Raw genomic sequence first — 22923 nt, 5'->3', positions numbered from 1 at the left:
CACCGGGTGACGACCCACTACACCGACACCGATCCGCACACTTTCAACTGGCTGCTGGCCGACTTCGTGCGTACCACCGACGGGGTGCGCGACGCCGTGGCGGTGTCCTCCGACGGGCTACTCATGGCCATGTCCCAGGGCCTGGACCGGACCGCGGGCGACCGGCTCGCCGCCATCGTCTCCGGGCTCACGAGCCTGGGCCGAAGCGCTTCGCGCAGTTACGATTTCGATGGACTGCGGCTGATCATGATCGAGATGGGGCGCGGATTCCTGCTGGTCTCGGCCATGAGCAATGGCAGCTGCATCGGCGTGATCGCCGACAACGGCGCCGATGTGGGCCTGGTCGGCTATCAGATGGCCGTGCTGGCCGACCGCGCCGGCGCGCTGCTGACCCCGGCCCTGATCACCGAATTGCGGGAGTCCTTGAGCCGATGAATGATTCGCATCGGCTGCCGGACGCGCGCATGATCGCGCCCGGCCGCCCGCGCGGCTGGTCCGGTGCCGCCGCGTCCGAAGAACCCACGCGAGATACGAGATTGGCCGACGATGAGGAACAGGTGGTGCGACCGTTCATGATGACCTCGGGGCGCACCACGCCGGTAGTCGACGGCCTGCGCATCGAAACCCTGGTGCGCGCCACCCCCGCGGCACTGTCCGCGCCGCTGCGGTTCGAGCTGGAACGGGTGGTGCGACTGTGCCAGCGCCCGCACTCCATCGCCGAAATCGGTGCGGCCCTGCGGGTTCCGATCGGGGTGGCGCGAGTGCTGGTGAGCGATCTGGTATCCGAAGGACACGTCTCGGTCGGCCGGACCGATGAACTCTCCACCGCTGCTCTGGAAAGGATCCGGGACCTTGTTCGGAACCTCTGACCCCGCCGACGTACCGCTGGCCTCTTCGGTGAAAATCGTGACCAGCGGTGGATTCGGCGTCGGCAAGACCACATTCATCGGCGCGATCTCGGAGATCGAGCCACTCGCCACCGAAGCCGCCATGACCGAAGTGTCGGTGGGACTGGACGATCCGGGCCTGGCCACCGGCAAGACCACCACCACCGTGGCCCTCGACTTCGGCCGCATCACCCTCGACCCCAGCCTGGTGCTCTATCTGTTCGGCACCCCCGGCCAGGAGCGGTTCGAATTCCTCTGGGACGACCTGCTCGACGGCGCGCTCGGCGGCGTCATCCTGGTCGACACCGGCCGCGTCGAGGACTGCTACCCCGTGCTGGACTTCTTCGAGCAGCGCGGCACCCCGTTCGTGGTGGCGGTCAACCGATTCGAGGCCGGACCGCGCTTCGCGCTCGACGAGGTCCGCGAGGCGCTGGACCTCTCGCCCACCATCCACCTCATGGATTGCGATGCCCGCGACCGGGAATCGGTGAAACTCGTCCTGGTGGCCCTGCTCGAGCAGATCCTCCAGGCCCGCCGGGCTCCCGCCCTGGCCGTCTGACAAAAAATCGCCCCGGATGCGAACGCACCCGGGGCGATTGCCCGAAAACCCTTCGCTCTATTGCGAATTAACGGCCGAAGGATCCCGTCCACAGGGTGTTGAGCAGACCACCCAGGGCCGCACTACCGGTGTTCAGCACGCCGTTCAGCGCAGCGGAACCAGTCTGGATGATAACCGGGATCATGTTTCAACCTCTCTCTAGTGACGCCGCCGTCCGGGATCTCCGATCGGCGACCGGACCCACACTGCCGAGGGACACTGAGGCGAACCTTGTCGGTAGCTGAGAGATCGCTGAGACGGGTTGTGCGACCCGTCACAGGGAGAGGACCGTCCAGTTCTCTACTGCGGCGGCGCCGCGCCCGCCGAATACAGGCTCACCTCGCCGTCCTCCCCCAGAAACGCGTTGACCAGCATCGTTCCGCTGGAACGCAATTCGTCGGGGTCCGGCGCGGCGATCGTGACGGAGACCTGCGGCAGCGCGCCCCAGTTCACGACAAACCGATCGGGCGGTCCGTTGTCGCTGGAGAGATGCGCGAGACGGAACACCGACACCGTCCGGCGAACAATCAGATTACGGACGACTTCGGCAATTCGCTCGGGGTCTTCCAGCGCGAACATGAAACCGAATCGCAGTTCCGGCGACGACGCATAGGCGGGCACGAATATCGAGGCTAACGGACTACGGCGCGTCGCGCCCTCGGCACGCCGCACAGATAGCTATTCATAAGCCTTGGTAACCGTACCCGCCGGCGGGAGGCCTCGCCCCGGTCGAGCCCAGCCCTCGAACCTGTCTCACACACCGCCCGCAGAGGTGTCGATCAGCCTTCAACCGCCGCGGCCATGTGACCGTCTTGTAATGCTGTATAACGATTTTCAGGCAGCTTCGCCGATCACGCGCCGGATGGTTGCGCCTCTCCGACTATCGCGCTTTCCTGAATATGTCCCGCATTATCGGACAGTCTTCTCATCGCATCGTCGCGGATTTCCCGGTTACTTCACCGTGTCGCTGGTGGTGGGCTGTTGCGTTCCGGGTGCGGGGCTGCGCCGGAGCCGAGGGGAGCCCCTCCCCGAAACCCCCTCGGCCCTGGCGCATCCACGCATGCGACGCCGAGGGTGGGAATCATGGCAATCGACTACACCGGAGCGGGTTTCGGGGCCGAGCTCCCATCGCCATCAACGCTGTTGCGCGCCTTCCGGGAACCGGTCAGCTCCGATCGTCGCGATCGCGACGTCCTCGAATCAGCCCACGAACTGGTGCGATGGCATGAGCATCGATATCGCGCCCTGGACACGGCGCATGCCGCCGACGCCACCCCCGACGATGTCGCCGACAGCACCCACCGCGTCGACCGGATCGACGAGCGCCGGGCCGAACTGGTGGCCCGCATCGACGACTGGGTGGCGGTGAACATTCCGCACCGCGCCGGGGCCTCGTTGCACACCGAGACCCTCGGCGCGGTCATCGACCGGATGGCCGCGAAATGGGTTGCCGCACAACGGGCTCTGGGCAATGCCGAGTCCGAGCCAGCGCGGGCTTCGAAAGCAGGCGACGGGCGAGCGCGGCCCCACCACGGGGTGGAGAAGGAGACACACCGCGCGGTGGCGCACCGCATCAGCGAGGACCGGCCCCGCCGCGGGGTGGACACGGAGGCCCACCTGCAGTGGTACCGGCTCGCCGAGCTCGCCGACGGCTATCGGGATCTGATCACGGAGGTCGCCCAGCATCGCCGGCGACTGCCGAGCTGGTGAGGAGCCCGACTAACGCGGGTCGATGACCTCTGCGTCGATGACGTCGGAATCGGTCACGCGCTCGCCATGGACCGGCTTCGTCGCCGAATTGTCCTGCGCGGGTGCGGGTTCCGGGGCTTCGTCGACCTCGTCGTCGAGGTCGTCGGTCAGGTTCGCGGCACGCTGGGCGGCCGCGTCCTGCGCGGCAGCGGCGGCGGCCTCACGCATCTCGATGGCATCGGTGATCCAGTCACCGATCTCGCGGGTCACCTCGGCGACGGTGCCGGTGATGATCGAGGCGATATTGCCGACGTGTCGTGCTCCCGACGACGTCAATTCCTGGATCAGATCCTTGTTGCTCTCGAATTTAGAAATCATTTACACGCCCACTTCGCTCGCCTGCCCCCGGCGCATCACGATAACACCGGCCTGTGCTGAATTCTTGACCAGGAACGGCGGCAGCGCCAGCTTGAACAGCTTCGACCACACCGAACCGATCTGCCGGGAGAAGCGTCCGGTGTTGTAGGGCAGGCCGTGCTTTTCGCACAGCGCCTTCACCTCGGGGGCGATTTCCGGGTACCGGTTGGCCGGCAGATCCGGGAACAGGTGGTGCTCGATCTGGTGCGACAGGTTGCCGGACATGATGTGGAAGAGCTTGCCGCCCTTGATATTGGCCGAGCCCAGCATCTGGCGCACGTACCACTCGCCCTGGGTCTCCTCGGCGCACTCCTCCTGGGTGAACGTCTGTACGCCGGTCGGGAAATGGCCGCAGAAGATGATCGAGAACGTCCACAGGTTGCGCACGATATTGGCGGTGAAGTTGGCCGCCAGCGTGGACAGGAACAGCGGTCCGGTCAGCGCCGGGAAGACCACGTAGTCCTTGAGCACCTGCCGGCCGGCCTTGCGCCACTGGCCCTTGACCAGCGTCTTGACCTCCTGCCAGGGCTTCTTGCCCCGGACGATGTTCTCGACCTCGAGGTCGTGGCCCATCACGCCCCACTCGAACGCGACCATCAGCGCGAAGGCGTAGAGCGGGTTGCCCAGCCGCAGCACGTTCCAGCTCTGCGCCTCGTCCACGCGCAGGATGCCGTAACCGATGTCGCGGTCCATGTCGAGGATGTTGGTGTAGGTGTGGTGCATGTAGTTGTGCGAGTGCCGCCACTGGTCGCCCGGGCAGACCGTATCCCATTCGAAGACACGGGAATTCAGGGTCGGCTCACGCATCCAGTCCCACTGGCCGTGCATGACGTTGTGGCCGATCTCCATATTGTCGAGAATCTTCGACGCGCTCAGCGCGGCCACGCCGGCCAGCCAGAACGGCGGCAGGAAGCCCAGGTAGAGCAGGCCGCGGCCGGCGATCTCCAGGCCGCGCTGGACCTTGATCACCTGGTAGATGTACTCGCGGTCCCGGTCGCCCAGGTCCGCGGTGATACGAGCGCGCAGCGCGTCGAGCTCGCGGCCGATCTCCTCGACCTGATCGACGCTGAGCACCAGCGGGCCCTCGGTGGTTTCGGTGAGGATCGCCATGATCCCTCCTGTTCAGATGGCAGAAATGAGTCAGAGAGCGAGGTCGACGTCCCCGACGGGGGCGTTGATGCAGATCTGGATGGGCTGGTCCGGGTCGCTGTCGAGCTCCCCGGTGCGCAGGTTGCGGGTGCAGCCGCTGCGCTTGACGGCCGTGCAGGAGAAGCAGATGCCCATGCGGCAGCCGTACTCCGGGCTCAGGCCCGCGGATTCGGCCTGCTCGAGCAGGCTCGCACCGGTGTTCTCGGCGACCACGCCGCTGCCGGAGAAGGTCACCTTGCCCTCGGCGTCGGCCGGGTCCACGACCGCGGTGGTGAGGGTGAACTCCTCGCTGTGCAGCCGATCGCCGAGCTGTTCGGCCTCGTAGACGGTGCGCACCGCGGCCATCAGGCCGGGCGGTCCGCACAGGTAGGTCTGCGCGGACGGGAACCAGGGCGCGAGGGACTCCAGCTCGTCGTAGCCGAAGTGGGCGTCGCGCTCTGCCTGATTTGCCCTCCGCTTCGCTCCGGGCGGGTTCACGCCCCCGAAGTCTCGATTCTTCCCTCCCTCCGCTCCTCCGCTTCGCTCCCCCGCTCCACTCGGTCCAGAATCGAGACGGCCGCGAACGGTCTCCGGGTAGCGGAATTCGATGCGGACATTGCCGTGCTGCATGGCGATCGCCTCGAGTTCCTGGCGATGCGGCACCCATTCCGGAGAACGGTTGTAATGCAGGAACAGGATGCGGCCGCGGTAGCCCTCGTTGGCGAGGGTGCGCAGCATGGAGAGCACCGGCGTGATGCCGCTGCCGCCGCTGATCAGCACGATCTGCTCGGGCCGCGGCTCGGGCAGGTGGAACACGCCGGCGGCGGGCTCCAGGTCCACCACCATGCCGGGAATCGCGTTCTCGTGCAGGTGGTTCGAGACCAGGCCGTGCGGGTGGGCCTTGACGGTGAGTTCGATGTGCCGGTCGCGGCGCCCCTCGGCATTGACCGGTGAATAGCAGCGGGTGTGGCGGACGCCGTCGATCACGACGCCGATCTGCACGTATTGTCCCGCCACGTGCCCGGACCACTGCCGGGCGGGCTTGAGGGTGAGAGTGACCGAGCCGACCGCGCTGCGCCGCACGTGGGTGATCTCCGCGCGCATCGAGCGCCGGGTCAGGGTCGGGCGCACCAGCTCGAGGTAGCGATCCAGCGGGTGCGGGGTGGTCATTGTCTTCTGCACCAGGTCGAGTAGTCCGACCATGTGAGCCTCCTGTCGCGTCGCCGGGCTGAGCGACGCCTCTTCGCAGTCGATGCGCCTCCGGTGTGACCTCGATGTCATACCGAACCCCGAGTCATTTCGGTGCACATCTGTACACTGAGATAGTGTGCCGGGTGAAGCCACTCCAGTTCAACCGGCAGTTCGTGTGACCCACACGACATCTTGCGAATGGAACGAATGTGAACGCATGTATGGTGATCGAGATGAGCGAGCAGGCAGCTACCCGAGTCGAGCGCAAGGAGCGCACCCGCGCGGCGCTACTCGACGGCACCCTCGCCCTGGCCGCGGACCGCGGCTTCGCGGCGCTGTCCCTGCGTGAGATCGCACGCTCGGCCGGCATCGTGCCCACCGCCTTCTACCGGCACTTCACCTCGCTCGACGAACTCGGCACCACCCTGGTCGAGGAGGGTGTGCGCCAATTGCGCCTGGCACTACGGGAAATGCGGCGCACCCCGCACGCGACGCTGGCGCAGACCGTGCGCTTCGTCTTCGATCAGGTCGACGGGAAGCGCGACCTGTGGGGCTTCCTGATTCGCGAACGCCACGGCGGCTCGGCCGCGCTGCGCGGAGCCATCGCGGTCGAAATGCAGCTCATCGAACGGGAATTGGTGGTCGACCTGTCCCGGGTGCGGGCGCTGGACGCATGGTCGCCCGATGATCTGGAGCTGGCCGCGGATCTCATCGTGTCCACGGTCGCCGACCGGATCGCCGACTACCTGATGGCCGAATCCCGGGAGAGCGTGCGGACAGTGGAGCGCGCGGTGCTGCAGGTCCGGCTCATCGCGCTCGGCATGGGCGCGTGGCGGCCCGCATAGGGATGGCGCGTGGCGGCCCGCACAGCGACGGGTCGCACCTGAAATCAGCGGCCGCGCACATCATCTCCGCGCACCGGCAGCAAGAGCATCAGGCCGACGATCAGGACGAGTAGCAGGCCAACGATTCCCGCCCGCTCGGCGTCGAACGCCCAGACGAAGAAGCCGAAAAGGGTTGGTGCCAGGAAGGATACGGCGCGACCCGTGGTGGCGTAGAGCCCGAACATCTGACCCTCGCGGCCGGGCGGGGACACCCGGGCCAGGAACGAGCGCGCGGAAGCCTGTGCGGGGCCGACGAATACGGTCAGCGCCAGCCCGAAGATCCAGAACATGAGCGGACCGGACAACACCAGCAGGAACGCTCCGCACACGATCATGCCCGCCAGCGAGGCGACGATCACCGCCTTCGGGCCGGTGCGGTCGTCGAACCGGCCGCCGACCAGCGCGCCCAGGGCCGCAACCACATTCGCGGCAATGCCGAACAGCAGCACATCCGAGTCCGCGATGCCGTACACCCGCACCGCCAGGATCGCGCCGAAGGTGAACACCCCGGCCAAGCCGTCCCGGAATACCGCGCTGGCCAGCAGGAACGCCACGGTGCGCCGATCGACGCGCCACAGTTCCCGGATGTCGCGGAACAGCACCCCGTACGAGCGCAGGAACGATCGGCCCCGCACCGCCGCACCGGGATCGGCCGTGGTCCGCGGCACCTCGGGAACGAACAGGAACAGCGGCACCGCGAATCCGGCGAACCAGACCGCCGCCAGCACCGCGACCAGGCGGATGTTCAGCCCGTCCTCGGTCGGCACGCCGAGCAGTCCGCGATAGTCGCCCTTGCCCACGATGAAGCCGGCATAGCTGATCAGCAGCAGGATGATCCCGCCGAAATAGCCCATGGCCCAGCCGAACCCGGACACTCGCCCGACATTGGCCGGCGTGGACACCTGCCGCAGCATGGCGAAGTACGGCACATGCGAGAGCTCGAACGTCGCCGAACCCACGCCCAGCAGGGCCAATCCCAGCCACAGGTAGTGGTAGTCGGCGTGCACGAAGAACATGGCCGCCATCACCAGGACCGTCAGCGAGGTCAGCAGCCCGAGCGCCAGCTTGCGTCTGGCGGTGGCGTCGAACCACTGCCCGGCCACCGGCGCGGTCACCGCCACCACCAGCCCCGCCGCTCCCAGCGCCCACCCGAGCCAGGCACTGGGCGAGATCCCACCCGGCAGATCCTCGCCGACCTTGTCGGTCAGATACACCGAGAACACGAAGGTCAGGATCACCGCGTTGAACGCCGCACCCGCCCAGTCCCAGAACCCCCACGCGAGCACCGTCGCCCGCCCGGTTGCCTGCCCGACGGTGATATCGCCCGCGCGCTCGGTCATGCAGCGCAGACTAAGCGACCGAACCGGAATTCGGCGCAACATTCACGCGCGTGGTCCGGCCGCCCGCAGCGACCTCGGGCCGCGAGCAGCATCGACCACGCTCCAGGAGGACCGGACCTTGCGGCCGGAATCAGTGCGCACCGGCGGCCAGGCCCGGGTTCGCCCCGGCCCGAAGGGCTTCCAGCCGGTGCGTGCCGGCCGATTGGGGTCGGGCAGCCCTGTCGGCCGAGAATGCGGCTCGGTCAGATCAGAACGCGGTTGTGGACTCGCTCGACGTGGTCGGCCCAGGGGAGGCGGCGGTCTTCGGGGGTCATGGCCAGCAAGGCGTGGAGTTTGTCCCAGGCCGCGGCGCCGGATGGCGTCCAGACCTGCATCCACGCGCCTGCGATGGACGGTAGCGACATGCTGGTCATGTACATCTCGAGTTCGCCGATGGCGAGATTGCGGATGATGCGGGTGCGACCCAGCGGGAGGGCGACGTCGTTGCGTGCCCAGAGTTCCGCGAAATGCGGGCTCGCCGAGACCATGTCGTCGATGAATGCCACCCATTCGGGGTCACCGAGGTTGCGCGCGTACGCGGCGCGCAGGTAGCCGACCATGCGGGCCAGGTGGTCCGGCTCCGAGTGGGGCGGGTAGGGCGTGCAGCACTCGTCGGCCAGGAAGACCTTGCGCAGCACGTTCCGGGAGCCGCTCATGAACGTCGGATACATCGTCGCGTAGGCGGTATTGCAGGCCAGCACATCGTATTTGGCGCTGAACAGGGCGGCGGGCAGCGGATGCATGTGGTCGAGGATGATCTGCACCTCCTCGGGCACCAGCTCCTCGGTGATCGGCGCCGGCGCGGTCGGGACGTCGGCGAGCCGGTACAGATGCGCGTGCTCGGCGCCGTCCAGGCACAGCGCCCGGGCGATCGCATCCAGCACCTGGACACTGCAATTGATGTCGCGCCCCTGCTCGAGCCAGGTGTACCAGGTGATCCCCACCCCGGCCAGCTGCGCCACCTCCTCGCGCCGCAGCCCCGGGGTGCGCCGGCGCGCGCCCGCGGGCAGGCCGACGTCCTCCGGCCGGATCCGGGCCCGCCGCGACTTGAGGAACGTCGACAGCTCCACCCGGCGCACCTTGCGCACCGACCGCGAATCACCGTTGCGCACGGACGCTTCAGTGACGCTCGACTCGATGAGATCGCCGCATCCCGCTCCTGACACCATGCCTCCATGGTGGCGGTAATCGCTAGGGGTATCCAGGTGGTGCCAGTACCCGTATAAACAGACTCCTGTCCGCCGATTCGGCCGCCGCGCACGCTGATTCCCATGACACAGAGCCTGGCCCAGTCTCCACCCGCGGCGGCTCCCGCCCCGGTAGCCGTCCGACGTCCCCTCGCGGTCCTGACCGTCATCCTGCTCGGCCAGTTCATGGCGGTGCTGGACGCCTCGATCGTGAACGTCGCCATTCCCTCGATCCGAACCTCCCTGCACGCCACCGGTTCCGGGCTGCAGCTCATCGTCTCCGGATATGTGATCGCGTACGCGGTGCTGCTGGTCACCGGCGCGCGGCTGGGTGACCGGTTCGGGCAGCGCACCGTCTTCGTCACCGGCCTGGCGCTGTTCACCCTCGCCTCGCTGACCTGCGGGCTGGCCTGGAACTCCGGCTCGCTCATCGTCTTCCGGTTCCTGCAGGGAGTCGGATCGGCGGCCATGGTGCCGCAGGTGATGACCATCCTGCAGCGGGTTTTCACCGGACCTGCCCGCGCCCGCGCGATGTCGGCCTACGCGACCGTCATCTCCGGCGGCATGGTCGTCGGCCAGATCCTCGGCGGCATCATCGTGAGCAGCGATTTCGCCGGAACCGGCTGGCGTGGCGTGTTTCTGGTGAACGTGCCGATCGGGCTGGCACTGCTCGCCGCCGCCCCGCGCATCCTGCCGGCGGTCACGACCGGCGTGGACCGCAAACTCGACCTGGCCGGTCTGGCCGTTCTGACCGCCTCGGTACTGGCGCTGGTCGTGCCGCTGGTGCTCGGGCACGAACAGGATTGGCCGCTGTGGACCCGAATCACCCTGGGCGCGTCAGCTTTCGGCTTCGCCGCCTTCGCCCTGGTCGAGCGCTGGGTGCACCGCCGCGGCGGGGAACCGCTCTTCGCCGACCGCGTGCTACGGGCCCCCGGCCTGGTGCTCACCGCGGCCACCCTGTTCCTGGTCATGTGCACCTTCGGCGGCTGGGTCTTCGTCCTCACCATCCATCTCCAGTCCACCCTCGGCTACAGCGCTCTGCACGCCGGACTCCTGTTCCTCCCCAATGGCGTGACTTTCGGCCTGGTGAGCCTGAATTGGACGCGCATCCCCGCCCGCTTCCACCGCGCGATGATCCCCACCGGCCTGCTGATCGCCGCCCTGACCACCATCGTCATGGGCCTGCAGATGCGCGGCGGCCGCGACATCGGCCCGCTCGAACTGACCGTCTTCGGCGTGATGGGCATCGGCTACGGCCTCGCCTTCAGCCCCCTCATGGCCCGCGCCACCAGCAAGATCCCCCTGGCCCTCGCCGCCGACGCCAGCGGCATCCTGGTCACCTGCGTGCAACTGGGCGTCGTCATCGGCGTAGCCGGCTTCGGCACCGTATTCCTCACCCTCGCAGGCACTTCCGCGCTCTCGGCCGCGCACGCTGTCGGCGCCGCCGCCATCGCCGAAGGGATCACCGTCCTCATCGCCGGAGCCTTCGCCGTCAAGGCCGCCCGCTGAGAACTGTGGATGGACTACGCCAAGGAGTTCGCGGCGCTGAGTGAAGGGGTGTGAAAAGCACGAAACCCGCGCCGATCGGCGCGGGTTAGGTGTTGTGTCGGCTCCTAGATGGCGCGGACGTTCTGCGCCTGCGGGCCCTTCTGGCCCTGGCCGATCTCGAACTCGACCCGCTGGCCCTCGTCGAGGGACTTGAAACCGGAGCCGGCAATCTCGGAGTAGTGGACGAAAACGTCGGGGCCGCCGCCGTCCTGCGCAATGAACCCGAAGCCCTTTTCGCCGTTAAACCACTTCACACTGCCTTGCGACATTCTTTTTAAATCTCCCTGTTGCGAGCCGAGCGATCACATCAACAACCCGTGCTCGCTACCAGCATGTCACACTCCCGCAAGCCGGTCGGCAACGCCCCGATCAGCGGCGTCCCGCATGTCCTCTGCGTCGGCCTCCGCACCCGGCACGGGAAGCAACATGACAGTGCACTCGACCTGCGGTCTGCTCCGAATCAGCATCCCGACATATATGAAATGCCACAGTTCCAAAGTGATCGACGGAACCATGACCACCAGAATTGGCCATCGCCACACCGACCCCGGTGCGACAGTGCGAGCCCTATGACGGCCGACACACTGCTTCGACGTCACGGTCGAGACGCGGGTGGTGTCTCCGGGCATGTCCGATCGATGCAGGTAGCGAAGGTGCGTTGTGATGAAGGCCCTGAAAGACCCGGGCGCGCAGGGCTTTTCAGCTGATCGTGAAAGAGAAGGTCGGTGCGGTGCTCGCCCCCTTGGTCGCGTCGTAGCTGATCGCATAGGAGCCGGTCGCCGGCGCAGGGACCACGAACACGACGACATTGTCCGCCTTGTCGATGGTTTGGTTGCGGTTGAGCAATTCGTCGATGGGGCCGCGGATATCGGCCACCACGTTCTGGCCGTCCGGCGTCTTGATGCTGAAGTACTCGTAGAAGACGTTCAGCCCGCCCGCCGCGATGCCGGAGCCGCCGACCAGCGTGATGTGCAGGGCGAGATCCATCTTGTTGCGCTCGCCCTTGGTGTAGCTGGGTGTCAATGTGCCGCCGGTGATTTCGACGGCGGTCTGGTCCTGCGCCAGCTTGCCCGAGACGTTCAGCGTCTTGGGAGCGACGCTGTCGGCCTTCGCGTCGGTCTTCAGCGGGATCAGGGTCTGGTTGTCCGCGGAGGTGCCGTAGACGATCGTGATGGTGTCGAGCAGGTGCTCGGCATTGTCCAGCTTCTTCACCGAGGTGGTGACATCGCCTGCGGCCGAGCCCTTTCCGGGCACGTCCGGATTGTCGAATCCGGCCCCGGGATCGAGTGCGCCGTCGATCTGCACGCCGGGGACGATGCTGAGCGTCTGGTCCTTCGTGGTGGTGTTCTTGTAGGTGATGTCCACCCGCACCTTCGCGCCGCCGAATTCGTCCGGCGTGACGGTGGCCTTGTCGACGGTGATCTCGAAGCCCTCGTACCAGCCGGTCTTGCCGATAGTGCGCACGGTCGCCTGTGAGTTCGTGCCACCGGGCTTGACGGTGCCACCCGGAGTGGCAGTGTCACCCGGCTGCCCGGCGCCCGGTGCCGCGGCGCTCACCGACGCCGGCGTCGCCGCGGTGGTGTTCTTGTCATTGCAGGCCGTCATCAGAACCGCGGATGTCGCGATGAGCACCGCGGCCCCCACCGATGTGAATGCCGAACGCATATTTCCTCCCCTGAGTCCATCCCCGCCCAGCACCCCGGGCGGGTGATTCGCTCTGAAATCAGGTTCGCGACCGGCCGCGTTAACCGACACACCGACGAGCCCGCACCACGCCGACCTTTTATGCACTGAATTGCATAGTACGTCTCGTCTCAGTTACCCTGGCGGCATGGCCCTCGAACACGCGCTGCTGGTATCGCTGACCGAACGTGCCAGCTCGGGATACGACCTCGCGCGCCGTTTCGACAAATCCATCGGATTCTTCTGGAACGCTACCCACCAGCAGATCTATCGCGTGCTCAAGCGCATGGACGAGCAGGGCTGGGTCATCGCGGAGACCGTGCCCCAGGCGGGCCGCCCGGACAAGAAGGTCTACACCGTCTCCGACGCCGGCCGGGCCGAACTGATCCGCTGGATCGCCGAACCCGCCGATCTGGAACCCATGCGCAACGAACTCGGCGTGAAGCTGCGAGCCGCCTCCCTCGGCGATGTCGGCGCGCTCACCGCCGAGGTGCAGCGCCACCGCGACCAGCACGCGCACCGGCTCGACCTGTACCGCACCTTCGAGAAGAAGGACTACCCCGCGCCGGATCGGCTCACCGGCCCCAAGCTGCACCAGTACCTCGTCCTGCGCGGCGGCATCCGCGTCGAGGAGGGAATCGTCGACTGGTGCGAGGAAGTACTCGACGCCCTGAAGCGCGACTCAGCCCGGTCGCAGGCGTCCGAACCGAAAGGCTCTCAGCGATGAGCGCGTACCCGCACCTGTTCGAACCCCTGGACCTGGGATTCACCACGCTGCGCAATCGCGTGGTCATGGGTTCCATGCACACCGGCCTCGAGGATCGGGCGTGGCACATCAATCGGCTGGCCGCCTACTTCGCCGAGCGGGCCAAAGGCGGTGTCGGACTGATCATCACGGGCGGCTACGCCCCCAACCGCACCGGCTGGCTGCTGCCGTTCGGCGCCAAGCTGACCAACAAGACCGAGGCCTACCGGCACCGCGCCATCACCAAGGCGGTGCACGCCGAGGGCGGCAAGATCGCGCTGCAGATCCTGCACGCGGGCCGCTACTCCTACATGCCGACCAGCGTGTCCGCCTCCGCCATCAAGGCCCCCATCAACCCGTTCAAGCCCCGCGCGCTCTCGTCCAAGGGCGTCGAGGAGACCATCGACGACTACGCGCGCTGCGCCTACCTGGCCAAGTTCGCCGGGTACGACGGCGTCGAAATCATGGGTGGTGAAGGCTATTTCATCAACCAGTTCCTGGCCGAGCGCACCAACAAGCGCAAGGACAAGTGGGGCGGCTCGCCGGCGAACCGCCGCCGCATCGCGGGCGAGATCGTGCGCCGGGTGCGCGAGGCGGTCGGACCGGACTTCATCATCGTCTTCCGGCTGTCCATGGCCGACTTCGTGGAGAAGGGCCAGACCTGGGACGAAATCGCCGCCGTCGCACGGGATGTGGAGGCCGCCGGCGCTACCATCATCAATACCGACATCGGCTGGCACGAGGCCCGGGTGCCCACCATCGTCACCTCGGTGCCGCGTGCGGCGTTCGTGGAGTGGACCGCGAAGGTCAAGGACCTGGTGAGCATTCCGGTGTGCGCGTCCAACCGCATCAATATGCCGGAGACCGCCGAGGAGATCCTCATCCGCGGCGACTCCGACCTGGTGTCGCTGGCCCGCCCGCTGCTCGCCGACCCGGATTGGGCACGCAAGGCCCAGGACGCGCGGGGGGACGAGATCAATACCTGCATCGCCTGCAATCAGGCCTGCCTGGACCACGCCTTCCAGGCCAAAACAGTTTCGTGCCTGCTGAATCCGCGCGCCGGGCACGAGACCGAGCTGAAGCTGCTGCCCACCCGACGGACCCGGAAGTTCGCCGTCGTGGGCGCGGGCCCGGCCGGACTCTCGGCCGCGGTCAGCCTGGCCCAGCGCGGGCATCACGTGGACCTGTTCGAGTCCGACGACAAGATCGGCGGGCAGTTCGACATCGCCCGCCGGATCCCGGGCAAGGAAGAGTTCAACGAGACCCTGCGCTACTACACCAGGCAGCTCGAAATCACCGGTGTGCGTGTGCATCTCGAGACCCGGGCCACCGCCGAGCAGCTCATCGCGGGCGGTTACGACGAGGTCATCCTGGCCACCGGCGTGAAGCCGCGCATCCCCAATATCCCGGGCATCGACCACCCGAAGGTGCTCACCTACGCCGAGCTGGTGCGCGACGGCAAACCGGTGGGCAAGAAGGTGGCGGTCATCGGCGCCGGCGGCATCGGCTTCGACGTGAGCGAATTCCTCACCGTCGAAGGACATCCCAGCCTCAAGCTCGACGAGTGGAAGGAAGAGTGGGGCGTCTCCGACGATCCCACCGTCCCCGGCTTCGTCACCACCCCCAGGCCCTCTCCGGCCGCCCGGGAAGTCGTACTGCTGCAGCGCAAGTCGTCCTCCTTCGGCAAGGGACTGGGCAAGACCACCGGCTGGGTGCACCGGGCGGCGGTCAAGGCCAAGGGCGTCGAGCAGATCGGCGGCGTCAACTACGAGCGCATCGACGACCGCGGCCTGCACATCAGCTTCGGCGAGAAGCGCCAGCGCCCGCAGATCATCGAGTGCGACAACGTGATCCTGTGCGCGGGCCAGGAATCCGTGCGCGACCTGCACGATCCGCTGCAGAACGCGGGCGTGAAGGTGCACCTCATCGGCGGCGCCGACCTGGCCGCCGAACTCGACGCCAAGCGTGCCATCAACCAGGGCACCCGGCTGGCGGCGGCCCTGTAATGCCGAACCTCACCCGCCTGGGACTGCCCGGAGACGAGCAGTCCTGGGCGGCACTGGGTTTCACCGTCAGCGGCGGCCGAGTGCAGATCGGCCGCGTCGCCTGCACCCTGGGCGAGCCCGCCTGGGGATTCGACGAAACCCATGCCGCCCCCGAATCACTCGGCATCCCGTACTTGGAATCGACGACGCCCGAAGCTGATTCCATACCGGCGCATCCGAACGGCGTGACCACCGTCGATCACGTCGTCTACTGGGTGTCCGATCTGGACGACGCGGTCGCCGATCTGACCGCCGTCCTGGGCGTTCCGCCGCGCCGGCGCTTCTTCCCGCGCGGCCCGGAAGGGCCCGAAATGGCCTTCTACCGGGTCGGCGAACCGTTCATCGAGGCCGTGTCGTCCGGCCGCGCGCCCGCTCTGACCGGTGTCGCCTTCCTGTCCCCCGACCTGGACGCCACCGTCGCCGCCGTCCGCGCCGCGGGCGGCCCCATCGGCGACCCCAAACCCGCCGTCCAGGGCGGCCGCATAGCCAGCGTGTGGCACGGTCACCTGAACTGGGGCATCGCCTTCATGGAGCCCAAGCCCCCTATTGACCGGTCACGACATTTCCGGCCGCAATCCGAGATGACCGATACACCAACCGATTCAGATGGTCGGGAATGTCATACCACCCTGCCATGATCGCGGAGCACTTGCTTCAACGATCCTGGGGGAGAAATTCTCTATGCATCTGTCTCGTAAGGCCGCCGCCGGTGCGGTGGCCTCCGCCGCCGCCGCGCTGATGAGCGCCGGCATGGGAACCGCGCACGCCGACTACGACTACTACGGCTCCTTCGCCGTCGCCGACCGGGGCGACCAGTGGTCCATCGGGTACGCCTACAACGCGCCCGACCAGGGCCGCGCCGATGCCGACGCCATGGACGAGTGCGGCTTCTCCAACTGTGCGGTGGCGCTGCGCTGGAGCAACGGCTGCGCCGCCCTCGTGGACCGCGACGGCCGCCTGTACACCGGCCTGGGCAACAACCTGGCCGCCGCCGAGCGCAATGCCCTCGCGGCCAGCGGCCCGGACCCGAACCCCCTGATGGTGAGCCTGGGCAGCGCGGATCCCTCCCAGGCCAGCGTCCTCATCTCGAAGTGCACCGCCTGATCTCGGCCGGCACCTCCTGATCCGCCCGCCGGACACGCGCTGAACGGCGGGAACGCGGGCGTGCGGGTGGGGTGGTTTCCCTTTCGTCCACTCCACCCGCACGCCGAGCGCCCCATCCGCGCGAACATCGGTAGGCTCGGGTCCCGTGAGCCTGCCTGTACCCACCGCCGACAATCGTGCCGTCGTCACCGGAGCCTCCTCCGGGATCGGCACCGCCCTCGCCGAAGAGCTTGCCTCGCGGGGCTACTCGCTGATCCTCGTCGCCCGCCGCGGCGACCTGCTGGCCGAGCTGGCACAGCGGCTGACCGAGCGGTACGGCATCACCGCCGAGGTGCGCGCGGTGGACCTGTCCGACCGCGATCAGCGCGCGCCGCTGGCCAAGGAGCTGGCCGCGCGGGACATCGCCATCCTCTGCAACAACGCCGGTGTCTCCACCTTCGGCCCGCTGGCCAAGCTGGACCTGGACTACGAGCGCGACATCATGGAACTGAATGCCGTTGCCGTGCACGATCTCACGCTGGCCGTGCTGCCGGGCATGCTGGAGCGCCGGGCGGGCGGCATCCTCGTCACCGGGTCGGCGGCGGGCAATATGCCGATTCCGAACAACACCACCTACTCCGCGAGCAAGGCGTTCGTGAACACCTTCTCCGAGTCGCTGCGCGGTGAGCTCAAGGGCACCGGCATCAATGTCACCCTGCTGGCTCCCGGCCCGGTCCGCACCGACAACCCGGACCAGGAGGAGATGGGCAACAAGATCCCGGAGTTCATCTGGGTCACCGCCGCCCACACCGCCAAGATCACCATCGACGCGCTCGCCCGCAACAAGATGCGCGTGGTCCCGGGCCTGATCAGCAAGGGTATGAGCCTGGCCGGGCAGTTCGGGCCGCGCTCGATCACCTCGGTGGTGGCCGGCGCCGCCTACAAGAAGCTCGGCAGCTGATCAGCAAACCGTCAAGATCGGCGGGACGCTCGTAAAGGGGACGTTGCCGGACATTCCGGACCGCGCAATCGGGCGTAGTCCTGGTGTCGGCCCCGCATGAGAGAAAGCGGGGAGCTCTCACCAGGAGACGTCTTGACGCTGCTCGAGATCTTCCCGTCGCTGCGTGACGGGGGCATGGTCCCCCGGCTCGATCCGGCGGTCTGGCCACGCGAAACCCACTACGACGCCGACGGGCGCATCACCGTCGGCGGCGTGGCGCTGGCCGACATCGCCGATCAGTACGGCACGCCGACGTATGTGCTCGACGAGGGCGAGGTGCGCACCCGCTGTCAGGCCTACCGCACTCGGTTCCCCGACGCCGAGATCATCTACGCGGGCAAGGCACTGCTCACGCGCGCGGTCGCCGAATGGATCACCGACGAGGGGCTGTCGCTGGACGTGTGCTCGGCCGGGGAACTGGCGGTGGCCCTGTCCAGCTGGGCCGACCCGGAGCGGATCGTGCTGCACGGCAACGGGAAACCCTTCGCCGAACTGGAGACGGCCGTGAACTGCCGGGTCGGGCGCATCGTGATCGACTCGCTCACCGAGATCACGCTGCTCTCGGCGCTGGCCGAGCGGCCGCAGCGGGTGCTGCTGCGCGTCACCCCCGATATCGACATCGACGGACATCCGGCGGTCCGCACCGGCGTCACCGATCAGAAGTTCGGTTTCCCGATCGGCGGGCGGGCGGTGACGGAGGCGGTGGATCGCATTGTGCGGCAACCGAATCTGACCCTGGCCGGGCTGCACTGCCATATCGGGTCGCAGATCTACAACACCTTCCCCTACGGCGAGGCGGTGCGGCGCATGATCGCCGAAATGGCCCGCATCCGCGATGAATTCGGCCTCACCCTGACCGACCTGGACCTCGGCGGCGGGCACGCGGTGGCCTACCGCAGCGGCGACGCCGAGATGAACCTGGCCGAACTGGCCGACATCATCGAGGATTCGCTGGACGCCGCCTGCGCCCGGCACGGCTTCCCGCGGCCCCGCATTGCCCTCGAACCCGGCCGCGCCATCGTGGCGCGGGCGGGCGTCACGCTGTACCGCGTGCTGTCGGTCAAACACGTCGAGCACGGCCATACGTACGTGACCGTGGACGGCGGTATGAGCGACAACCCGCGGGTCGCCCTCTACGGCGCGCGCTACGACGCCGTGGTCGCCAACCGGCATCCCACCGGCCCGCACATGACCGCCACCATCGCCGGACGCTACTGCGAGGCGGGCGACATCCTGGCCCGCGACGTCCGGCTGCCGGCCGACCTGCGGCCAGGCGAGGTGCTGGCCATGCCCTGCACCGGGGCGTACCACCACAGCCTGGCCTCGTCCTACAACGGCGTCGGCCGCCCGCCGATCGTCGCGGTCCGCGACGGCGGGTGCCGGGAACTGGTCCGGCGCGAAACCATCGACGATCTGCTCAGCCGCGATATCGGGCGCTGAGCCTGGCTACCGCTTCCGGGTGCCGAAGATGCTGCGGCTGATCTCGCGCCCGGCGACGGTGGCCGCCGATCGCAGGAAGTTCTTGAAGGCCGGGTTGCTGATGATCTTCTCGGCCATCGAATCCTCCTGCGGGGCAGGCTTTGAGCGCGAGCCCTTGGCCGCCGCCTCGTCGGCCTGCCGCTGCGCGGTCGCCTGAATCTTCGCGGTCAGGATCTCGTAGGCCGATTCCGCGTCGATGGTGGTCCCGTACTTACCGTACAGCGCGGACTGCTGTGCGCGGGAACGGATTCCGTCGTCTCCGATGGTGTCCATGAGCGAGCGCGGCGGCTGCATGCGCGCCCAGGCGACCGGTGTCGGCGCTCCCTTCTCCGACAGCACCGTCACCACGGCCTCGCCGGTACCCAGTGAGGTGAGCGCCTTTTCGAGATCGTAGGTGGCGGTCTTGGGATAGGTGCGCACCGTCTTCGACAGTGCCGCTTGATCTTCCGGCGTGAAGGCGCGCAGCGCGTGCTGGATGCGCGCACCCAGCTGGGACAGCACCGGATTCGGGATGTCGGTGGGCAGCTGGGTGCAGAAGAAGACGCCGACGCCCTTGGAGCGGATCAGCTTCACCGTCTGCTCCACCTGGTTCAGGAACGCCTTGGAGGCGCCGGTGAACAGCAGGTGCGCCTCGTCGAAGATGAACACCAGCTTGGGCTTGTCCATATCGCCGACCTCGGGCAGCGTCTGGAACAGGTTGGCCAGCACCCACATCAGGAAGGTGGAGAACATCTGCGGCCGCGCGGCCTGCGCGCCCAGCTCGAACAGGGTGATGACGCCCTGCCCGCCCGCGGTGCGCATGAGATCGGCGGGCTCGAGCTCGGGTTCGCCGAAGAAGGTGTCGCCGCCGTCGGCCTCCAGATTCACCAGTGCGCGCAGGATCACACCCGCGGTCTGCGCGGAGACGCCGCCGATGCCCTTGAGATCTTCCTTACCCTCCGGGCTGGTGAGGTATTGGATAACCGCGCGCAGATCCTTCAGATCCAGCAGCGCCAAGCCGTTCTGGTCCGACCAGTGGAAGATCAGGCCGAGGGTGGATTCCTGGGTTTCGTTGAGCCCCAGCGCCTTACTGAGCAGGATCGGGCCGAACGAGGTGATGGTGGCGCGAATCGGCACACCGATCCCCCCGGTGCCGAGGGAGACGAACTCACACGGGAAGCCCTGCGGCTTCCAGTCCGGATCGCCGGTCTCCCGGGCGCGGGCCAGCAGCCTGTCGTTCGCCTGCCCCGGCTGCGCCAGACCCGATAGGTCGCCCTTGATATCGGCCAGCACCACCGGCACGCCCGCCGCCGAGAGCTGCTCGGCGATGCCCTGCACGGTCTTGGTCTTTCCGGTACCGGTGGCGCCCGCGACCAGGCCGTGGCGGTTCATGGTCTTCATCGGAATCCGCACCCGCGCATCGGGATGCACGGTGTCGCCGACGATCACAGTGCCCAGCTCCAGCGCCAGGCCCTCCATGGCGTATCCCGCCGCGATCTCCTGTGCGGCGGCCTCGTCCTCGGCGGCCTGATCAGATTCCGCGGCAGCGGTTTTCGGTATTCCGTTGCCCCCCGGAGCCGTCTCAGCGGACTTGGCCGCCGCCTCCTGATCGGCAGCTTCCTTTTCCGCGGCCTCGGCGGCGGCCGCCGCCTCCGCCGCGATCCGCGCCGCCTCCTCCGCCGCCTTCCGTGCCGCCGCTGCCTTCTCCTGCGGGGTGGTCATCGCGCATCCTCCGTCTGCTCTGCCAACTGCGACTGCCCTGTGAACTACTGCCCTGGGAATGCCCAACCAACATGCCGACCGCTCGTTATGCGGGACTGGTGTGAACGATACTGCCCGGTCGGGCGGCCGAGCGGGCTCGACGCGGCCGGGCCTCCGGGTCGCCGAACGGCGAAGCGTTAGTGTTTGGCGGGTGGACAAGTACGTGGTGTGGATGGACTGCGAGATGACCGGCCTACAGCTCGACAGCGACAAGCTGATCGAGGTGGCCGCACTCGTGACCGACAGTGACCTCAATATCCTCGGCGAGGGCGTGGACATCGTGATCCATGCCGACGACGACGCGCTGGCCGCCATGCCGCCGGTGGTGGCCGAGATGCACGCCCGCTCCGGGCTCACCGAGGAGGTCCGCCGCTCCACCGTCTCCGTCGCCGAGGCCGAGCAGCAGATCCTCGACTACATCAAGCAGTACGTCCCCACCGCGCGCACGGTCCCGCTGGCCGGCAACTCCATCGCCACCGACCGGGGCTTCATCGCCCGCGACATGCCGGCCCTCGACGCCCACCTGCACTACCGCATGATCGACGTCAGCTCCATCAAGGAACTGGCCCGCCGCTGGTACCCGCGCATCTACTTCGGCCAGCCCGAGAAGGGCCTCGCCCACCGCGCCCTCGCCGATATCAAGGAATCCATCCGCGAGCTCGAGTACTACCGCCGCACCGCCTTCGTCCCCGCCCCCGGCCCCTCCACCGCCGAGATCGCCGCCGTGGCCGCCGAACTCTCCACCCCCGCCGACCCCCCCGCAAACCCGTCCTGAACAGCCGATTAGGTACTCACGACGCGGACCGGTTAAGCTCTACCGCGCCGGAAGTTACCGGCAATGGTGGCTGTAGTTCAGCTGGTAGAGCACCAGGTTGTGATCCTGGGTGTCGCGGGTTCGAGTCCCGTCAGCCACCCCAATCGGCCCAGGTCAGAGAACCCTTTCTGACCTGGGCCGAACTCTTTTACTCGAGTATTTCCAACTTCTGACCAGGTTCCGGACGCAGTTCTGCCAACGTAGCTCCGACACGCGGCCGGTCGAAGTCGTTCGGACGCTTCGCATTCCAGCTCGCAAAGATCGAGCCGATGCGTCCACGGGTAGTCGAACCATTCGCTCTGGCCGGCCAACTCCTTTCGAATTATTCGAAAGATCGGCATAATGGAGGCCGACCGCCGGAGGCCGACACGATGACCGAGACACTGAACGAGCGCACGCTGCTGCCGGAGCATCCGGATCAGATCGCGGAGCTGCGCAGATTCCTGGACACGTCGCCCGCGATCGAGGCGGCGATCCTGCGTTCCCCCGAAGGCGCAGTCGTGGCGCTACCGGCAGAGGTCCTCGAAGCATTGCGCCTGGTAGCCCACGCCCTGTCCGAGGGCAAAGCCGTGACCGTCGCACCACTGCACACCACGCTGACCACACAGGAGGCGGCCGAATTGCTGGGCATGAGCAGGCCGACGTTCGTGAAGCTGCTGGACTCCGGTGCGATTCCGTTCACCCGGCCGGGTCGGCACCGCAGAGTACGTCTCACCGATGTCCTGGCGTTTCGCGAATACCGACGTGCCGAGCGCACGGCAGGACTGTCCGAACTCACCAGGATCTCCGAGGATCTAGGACTGTACGACGAGACTCCCCCGGAGCCACTGAAACGGCACTGAGCCGTGCAGCGAGTCTTTCTCGATACCTGCGTCCTGTATCCGGCATATCTGCGCGATACGGTGCTGCGCCTGGCCGAAGCAGATCTCATCCAACCGTTATGGTCAGCCGAGGTCCTGGCCGAGTTGCAACGCAATCTCGCAGCCGCGCACGGCGATGACGCCCACCGGACCGTACAGGTCGACCGCTTGATCGACACATTGCGGACGTTCTTCCCCGACGCAATGGTCGAGGGCTATGAAGAGCTGACCGAGCGGATGGAGAACCACCCCAAGGACAGACACGTTCTTGCGGCCGCACTACAGGGGAAATACCGACGTACTGCTGACCTTCAATATCAAGGACTTCAAGGTCAGACCCATCGGCGACGGGTTCCCCGAACTGATGCATCCGGACGACTTTCTGCTGGACATGCTGGATCCAGCCCCAGGGCAGGTCCTTCGAATGCTCCAAACGCAAGTCGCCGAGCACAAGCGACCCCCGAAACACCTCCAGGGCCTGCTCGATGTCCTCGACCGATCCGGGGTATCGGGCTGCGCCGCCGAAGTACGCCGGCACCTGGACTGAACGAAGGCTTCGCTCCATC

24 protein-coding genes, 1 tRNA gene and 1 pseudogene are annotated in these 22923 nt (G+C 67.4%); 17 read left to right on the top strand and 9 right to left on the bottom strand.

The annotated features are described in order from the left end of the window. The first annotated feature begins 6 nt into the window (after positions 1-6). The 3 genes from ABZV44_RS10840 to ABZV44_RS10830 are packed head-to-tail and all read left to right on the top strand — an operon-like array spanning position 7 to position 1446. Positions 7-435: a roadblock/LC7 domain-containing protein gene (locus ABZV44_RS10840; protein ID WP_354834451.1), complete on the top strand. Its 429-nt coding sequence runs from the start codon at positions 7-9 to the stop codon at positions 433-435. Continuing rightward, the gene (locus ABZV44_RS10835; protein ID WP_354834447.1) at positions 432-869 is read left to right on the top strand and encodes a DUF742 domain-containing protein; all 438 of its coding nucleotides are present in this window, start codon (positions 432-434) and stop codon (positions 867-869) included. The genes ABZV44_RS10840 and ABZV44_RS10835 overlap by 4 nt, the downstream gene beginning before the upstream one ends. A gap of 16 nt (positions 870-885) precedes the next feature. Then, a complete protein-coding gene (locus ABZV44_RS10830; protein ID WP_354835302.1) occupies positions 886-1446 on the top strand; it encodes an ATP/GTP-binding protein in 561 nt (186 codons plus the stop codon). A 339-nt stretch (positions 1447-1785) separates the two neighbouring features. Here the strand turns inward: ABZV44_RS10830 and ABZV44_RS10825 are convergent, their stop codons facing one another. Then, positions 1786-2106, bottom strand: coding sequence for a hypothetical protein (locus ABZV44_RS10825; protein WP_354834445.1), 321 nt, complete (start codon positions 2104-2106; stop codon positions 1786-1788). A gap of 462 nt (positions 2107-2568) precedes the next feature. Between ABZV44_RS10825 and ABZV44_RS10820 the strand changes: the two genes are divergently transcribed. Continuing rightward, a complete protein-coding gene (locus tag ABZV44_RS10820) occupies positions 2569-3195 on the top strand; it encodes a DUF4254 domain-containing protein (protein WP_354834441.1) in 627 nt (208 codons plus the stop codon). 9 nt (positions 3196-3204) lie between these two features. Here ABZV44_RS10820 and ABZV44_RS10815 read toward each other — a convergent pair whose 3' ends face one another. The 3 genes from ABZV44_RS10815 to ABZV44_RS10805 are packed head-to-tail and all read right to left on the bottom strand — an operon-like array spanning position 3205 to position 5922. Then, positions 3205-3552 carry a hypothetical protein gene (locus ABZV44_RS10815; protein ID WP_354834438.1) on the bottom strand — a complete coding sequence of 116 codons (348 nt, stop codon included), beginning with the start codon at positions 3550-3552 and terminating at the stop codon, positions 3205-3207. Beyond that, positions 3553-4701: an acyl-CoA desaturase gene (locus ABZV44_RS10810; RefSeq protein WP_354834435.1), complete on the bottom strand. Its 1149-nt coding sequence runs from the start codon at positions 4699-4701 to the stop codon at positions 3553-3555. A 30-nt stretch (positions 4702-4731) separates the two neighbouring features. Next, positions 4732-5922, bottom strand: coding sequence for an FAD-binding oxidoreductase (locus ABZV44_RS10805; protein WP_354834432.1), 1191 nt, complete (start codon positions 5920-5922; stop codon positions 4732-4734). 221 nt (positions 5923-6143) lie between these two features. Here ABZV44_RS10805 and ABZV44_RS10800 point away from each other — a divergent pair, with 221 nt between their 5' ends. After that, a complete protein-coding gene (locus ABZV44_RS10800) occupies positions 6144-6755 on the top strand; it encodes a TetR family transcriptional regulator (protein ID WP_354834430.1) in 612 nt (203 codons plus the stop codon). A 44-nt stretch (positions 6756-6799) separates the two neighbouring features. Here ABZV44_RS10800 and ABZV44_RS10795 read toward each other — a convergent pair whose 3' ends face one another. After that, positions 6800-8134: an MFS transporter gene (locus tag ABZV44_RS10795; protein WP_354834428.1), complete on the bottom strand. Its 1335-nt coding sequence runs from the start codon at positions 8132-8134 to the stop codon at positions 6800-6802. Between the two features lie 242 nt (positions 8135-8376). Then, complete coding sequence (locus ABZV44_RS10790) at positions 8377-9342, bottom strand: helix-turn-helix transcriptional regulator (protein ID WP_354834426.1); 966 nt, start codon at positions 9340-9342, stop codon at positions 8377-8379. A 102-nt stretch (positions 9343-9444) separates the two neighbouring features. On the opposite strand from ABZV44_RS10790, the gene ABZV44_RS10785 reads away from it, so the two are divergent. Beyond that, the gene (locus tag ABZV44_RS10785; RefSeq protein WP_354834423.1) at positions 9445-10869 is read left to right on the top strand and encodes an MFS transporter; all 1425 of its coding nucleotides are present in this window, start codon (positions 9445-9447) and stop codon (positions 10867-10869) included. A 104-nt stretch (positions 10870-10973) separates the two neighbouring features. Here ABZV44_RS10785 and ABZV44_RS10780 read toward each other — a convergent pair whose 3' ends face one another. Beyond that, positions 10974-11177 carry a cold-shock protein gene (locus ABZV44_RS10780; RefSeq protein WP_040813159.1) on the bottom strand — a complete coding sequence of 68 codons (204 nt, stop codon included), beginning with the start codon at positions 11175-11177 and terminating at the stop codon, positions 10974-10976. A gap of 430 nt (positions 11178-11607) precedes the next feature. Then, positions 11608-12573, bottom strand: coding sequence for a hypothetical protein (locus ABZV44_RS10775; RefSeq protein ID WP_354834420.1), 966 nt, complete (start codon positions 12571-12573; stop codon positions 11608-11610). 166 nt (positions 12574-12739) lie between these two features. Here ABZV44_RS10775 and ABZV44_RS10770 point away from each other — a divergent pair, with 166 nt between their 5' ends. The 6 genes from ABZV44_RS10770 (at position 12740) to lysA (ending at position 18904) form a co-directional block, all read left to right on the top strand. Then, a complete protein-coding gene (locus tag ABZV44_RS10770; RefSeq protein WP_354834417.1) occupies positions 12740-13318 on the top strand; it encodes a PadR family transcriptional regulator in 579 nt (192 codons plus the stop codon). Further along, positions 13315-15342 carry an NADPH-dependent 2,4-dienoyl-CoA reductase gene (locus ABZV44_RS10765; RefSeq protein ID WP_354834414.1) on the top strand — a complete coding sequence of 676 codons (2028 nt, stop codon included), beginning with the start codon at positions 13315-13317 and terminating at the stop codon, positions 15340-15342. The genes ABZV44_RS10770 and ABZV44_RS10765 overlap by 4 nt, the downstream gene beginning before the upstream one ends. Beyond that, a complete protein-coding gene (locus tag ABZV44_RS10760) occupies positions 15342-16019 on the top strand; it encodes a VOC family protein (RefSeq protein WP_354834411.1) in 678 nt (225 codons plus the stop codon). Before ABZV44_RS10765 ends, ABZV44_RS10760 begins: the two co-directional genes overlap by 1 nt. A gap of 43 nt (positions 16020-16062) precedes the next feature. Continuing rightward, a complete protein-coding gene (locus ABZV44_RS10755; RefSeq protein ID WP_354834408.1) occupies positions 16063-16485 on the top strand; it encodes a DUF4189 domain-containing protein in 423 nt (140 codons plus the stop codon). A 145-nt stretch (positions 16486-16630) separates the two neighbouring features. Then, positions 16631-17425 (top strand): mycolate reductase, encoded by a 795-nt coding sequence (cmrA, locus tag ABZV44_RS10750; protein ID WP_354834405.1) that lies wholly within the window; start codon positions 16631-16633, stop codon positions 17423-17425. Between the two features lie 132 nt (positions 17426-17557). Continuing rightward, positions 17558-18904, top strand: a complete 1347-nt coding sequence (gene lysA / locus ABZV44_RS10745) for a diaminopimelate decarboxylase (protein WP_354834402.1) — start codon at positions 17558-17560, stop codon at positions 18902-18904. Between the two features lie 6 nt (positions 18905-18910). Here the strand turns inward: lysA and ABZV44_RS10740 are convergent, their stop codons facing one another. Then, entirely contained in the window at positions 18911-20644 is a 1734-nt protein-coding gene (locus ABZV44_RS10740) for a helicase HerA-like domain-containing protein (protein ID WP_354834399.1), read from the bottom strand. A gap of 190 nt (positions 20645-20834) precedes the next feature. On the opposite strand from ABZV44_RS10740, the gene orn reads away from it, so the two are divergent. The 5 genes and pseudogenes from orn to ABZV44_RS10715 all read left to right on the top strand — a co-directional run bounded on the left by orn (position 20835) and on the right by ABZV44_RS10715 (position 22904). Next, positions 20835-21458, top strand: coding sequence for an oligoribonuclease (gene orn / locus ABZV44_RS10735; RefSeq protein WP_354834396.1), 624 nt, complete (start codon positions 20835-20837; stop codon positions 21456-21458). A gap of 66 nt (positions 21459-21524) precedes the next feature. Then, positions 21525-21600, top strand: a tRNA-His gene (locus tag ABZV44_RS10730). Between the two features lie 268 nt (positions 21601-21868). After that, complete coding sequence (locus ABZV44_RS10725; protein WP_354834393.1) at positions 21869-22339, top strand: excisionase family DNA-binding protein; 471 nt, start codon at positions 21869-21871, stop codon at positions 22337-22339. 3 nt (positions 22340-22342) lie between these two features. After that, positions 22343-22588: pseudogene (locus ABZV44_RS10720) on the top strand (PIN domain-containing protein); the annotation flags it as partial. A 37-nt stretch (positions 22589-22625) separates the two neighbouring features. Next, the gene (locus tag ABZV44_RS10715) at positions 22626-22904 is read left to right on the top strand and encodes a hypothetical protein (RefSeq protein ID WP_354835364.1); all 279 of its coding nucleotides are present in this window, start codon (positions 22626-22628) and stop codon (positions 22902-22904) included. The last annotated feature ends 19 nt before the right edge of the window (positions 22905-22923 follow it).

It is taken from the genome of Nocardia sp. NPDC004860, assembly GCF_040609015.1.
Taxonomy (GTDB): Bacteria; Actinomycetota; Actinomycetes; order Mycobacteriales; family Mycobacteriaceae; genus Nocardia.
The sequence above is the reverse complement of the archived record's forward strand: the minus strand, read 5'-3'. Positions and strand labels throughout refer to the sequence as shown.

Excerpts from the sequence above, each read along its gene's own strand:
- ABZV44_RS10805 (WP_354834432.1), bottom strand. The coding sequence starts at position 5,922 with ATGGTCGGACTACTCGACCTGGTGCAGAAGACAATGACCACCCCGCAC.
- ABZV44_RS10775 (WP_354834420.1), bottom strand. The coding sequence starts at position 12,573 with ATGCGTTCGGCATTCACATCGGTGGGGGCCGCGGTGCTCATCGCGACA.
- ABZV44_RS10755 (WP_354834408.1), top strand. The coding sequence starts at position 16,063 with ATGCATCTGTCTCGTAAGGCCGCCGCCGGTGCGGTGGCCTCCGCCGCC.
- ABZV44_RS10800 (WP_354834430.1), top strand. The coding sequence starts at position 6,144 with ATGAGCGAGCAGGCAGCTACCCGAGTCGAGCGCAAGGAGCGCACCCGC.
- ABZV44_RS10815 (WP_354834438.1), bottom strand. The coding sequence starts at position 3,552 with ATGATTTCTAAATTCGAGAGCAACAAGGATCTGATCCAGGAATTGACG.
- ABZV44_RS10795 (WP_354834428.1), bottom strand. The coding sequence starts at position 8,134 with ATGACCGAGCGCGCGGGCGATATCACCGTCGGGCAGGCAACCGGGCGG.
- ABZV44_RS10820 (WP_354834441.1), top strand. The coding sequence starts at position 2,569 with ATGGCAATCGACTACACCGGAGCGGGTTTCGGGGCCGAGCTCCCATCG.
- ABZV44_RS10765 (WP_354834414.1), top strand. The coding sequence starts at position 13,315 with ATGAGCGCGTACCCGCACCTGTTCGAACCCCTGGACCTGGGATTCACC.
- ABZV44_RS10740 (WP_354834399.1), bottom strand. The coding sequence starts at position 20,644 with ATGACCACCCCGCAGGAGAAGGCAGCGGCGGCACGGAAGGCGGCGGAG.
- ABZV44_RS10810 (WP_354834435.1), bottom strand. The coding sequence starts at position 4,701 with ATGGCGATCCTCACCGAAACCACCGAGGGCCCGCTGGTGCTCAGCGTC.
- ABZV44_RS10785 (WP_354834423.1), top strand. The coding sequence starts at position 9,445 with ATGACACAGAGCCTGGCCCAGTCTCCACCCGCGGCGGCTCCCGCCCCG.
- ABZV44_RS10770 (WP_354834417.1), top strand. The coding sequence starts at position 12,740 with ATGGCCCTCGAACACGCGCTGCTGGTATCGCTGACCGAACGTGCCAGC.
- ABZV44_RS10790 (WP_354834426.1), bottom strand. The coding sequence starts at position 9,342 with ATGGTGTCAGGAGCGGGATGCGGCGATCTCATCGAGTCGAGCGTCACT.
- ABZV44_RS10725 (WP_354834393.1), top strand. The coding sequence starts at position 21,869 with ATGACCGAGACACTGAACGAGCGCACGCTGCTGCCGGAGCATCCGGAT.
- ABZV44_RS10760 (WP_354834411.1), top strand. The coding sequence starts at position 15,342 with ATGCCGAACCTCACCCGCCTGGGACTGCCCGGAGACGAGCAGTCCTGG.
- ABZV44_RS10835 (WP_354834447.1), top strand. The coding sequence starts at position 432 with ATGAATGATTCGCATCGGCTGCCGGACGCGCGCATGATCGCGCCCGGC.
- ABZV44_RS10780 (WP_040813159.1), bottom strand. The coding sequence starts at position 11,177 with ATGTCGCAAGGCAGTGTGAAGTGGTTTAACGGCGAAAAGGGCTTCGGG.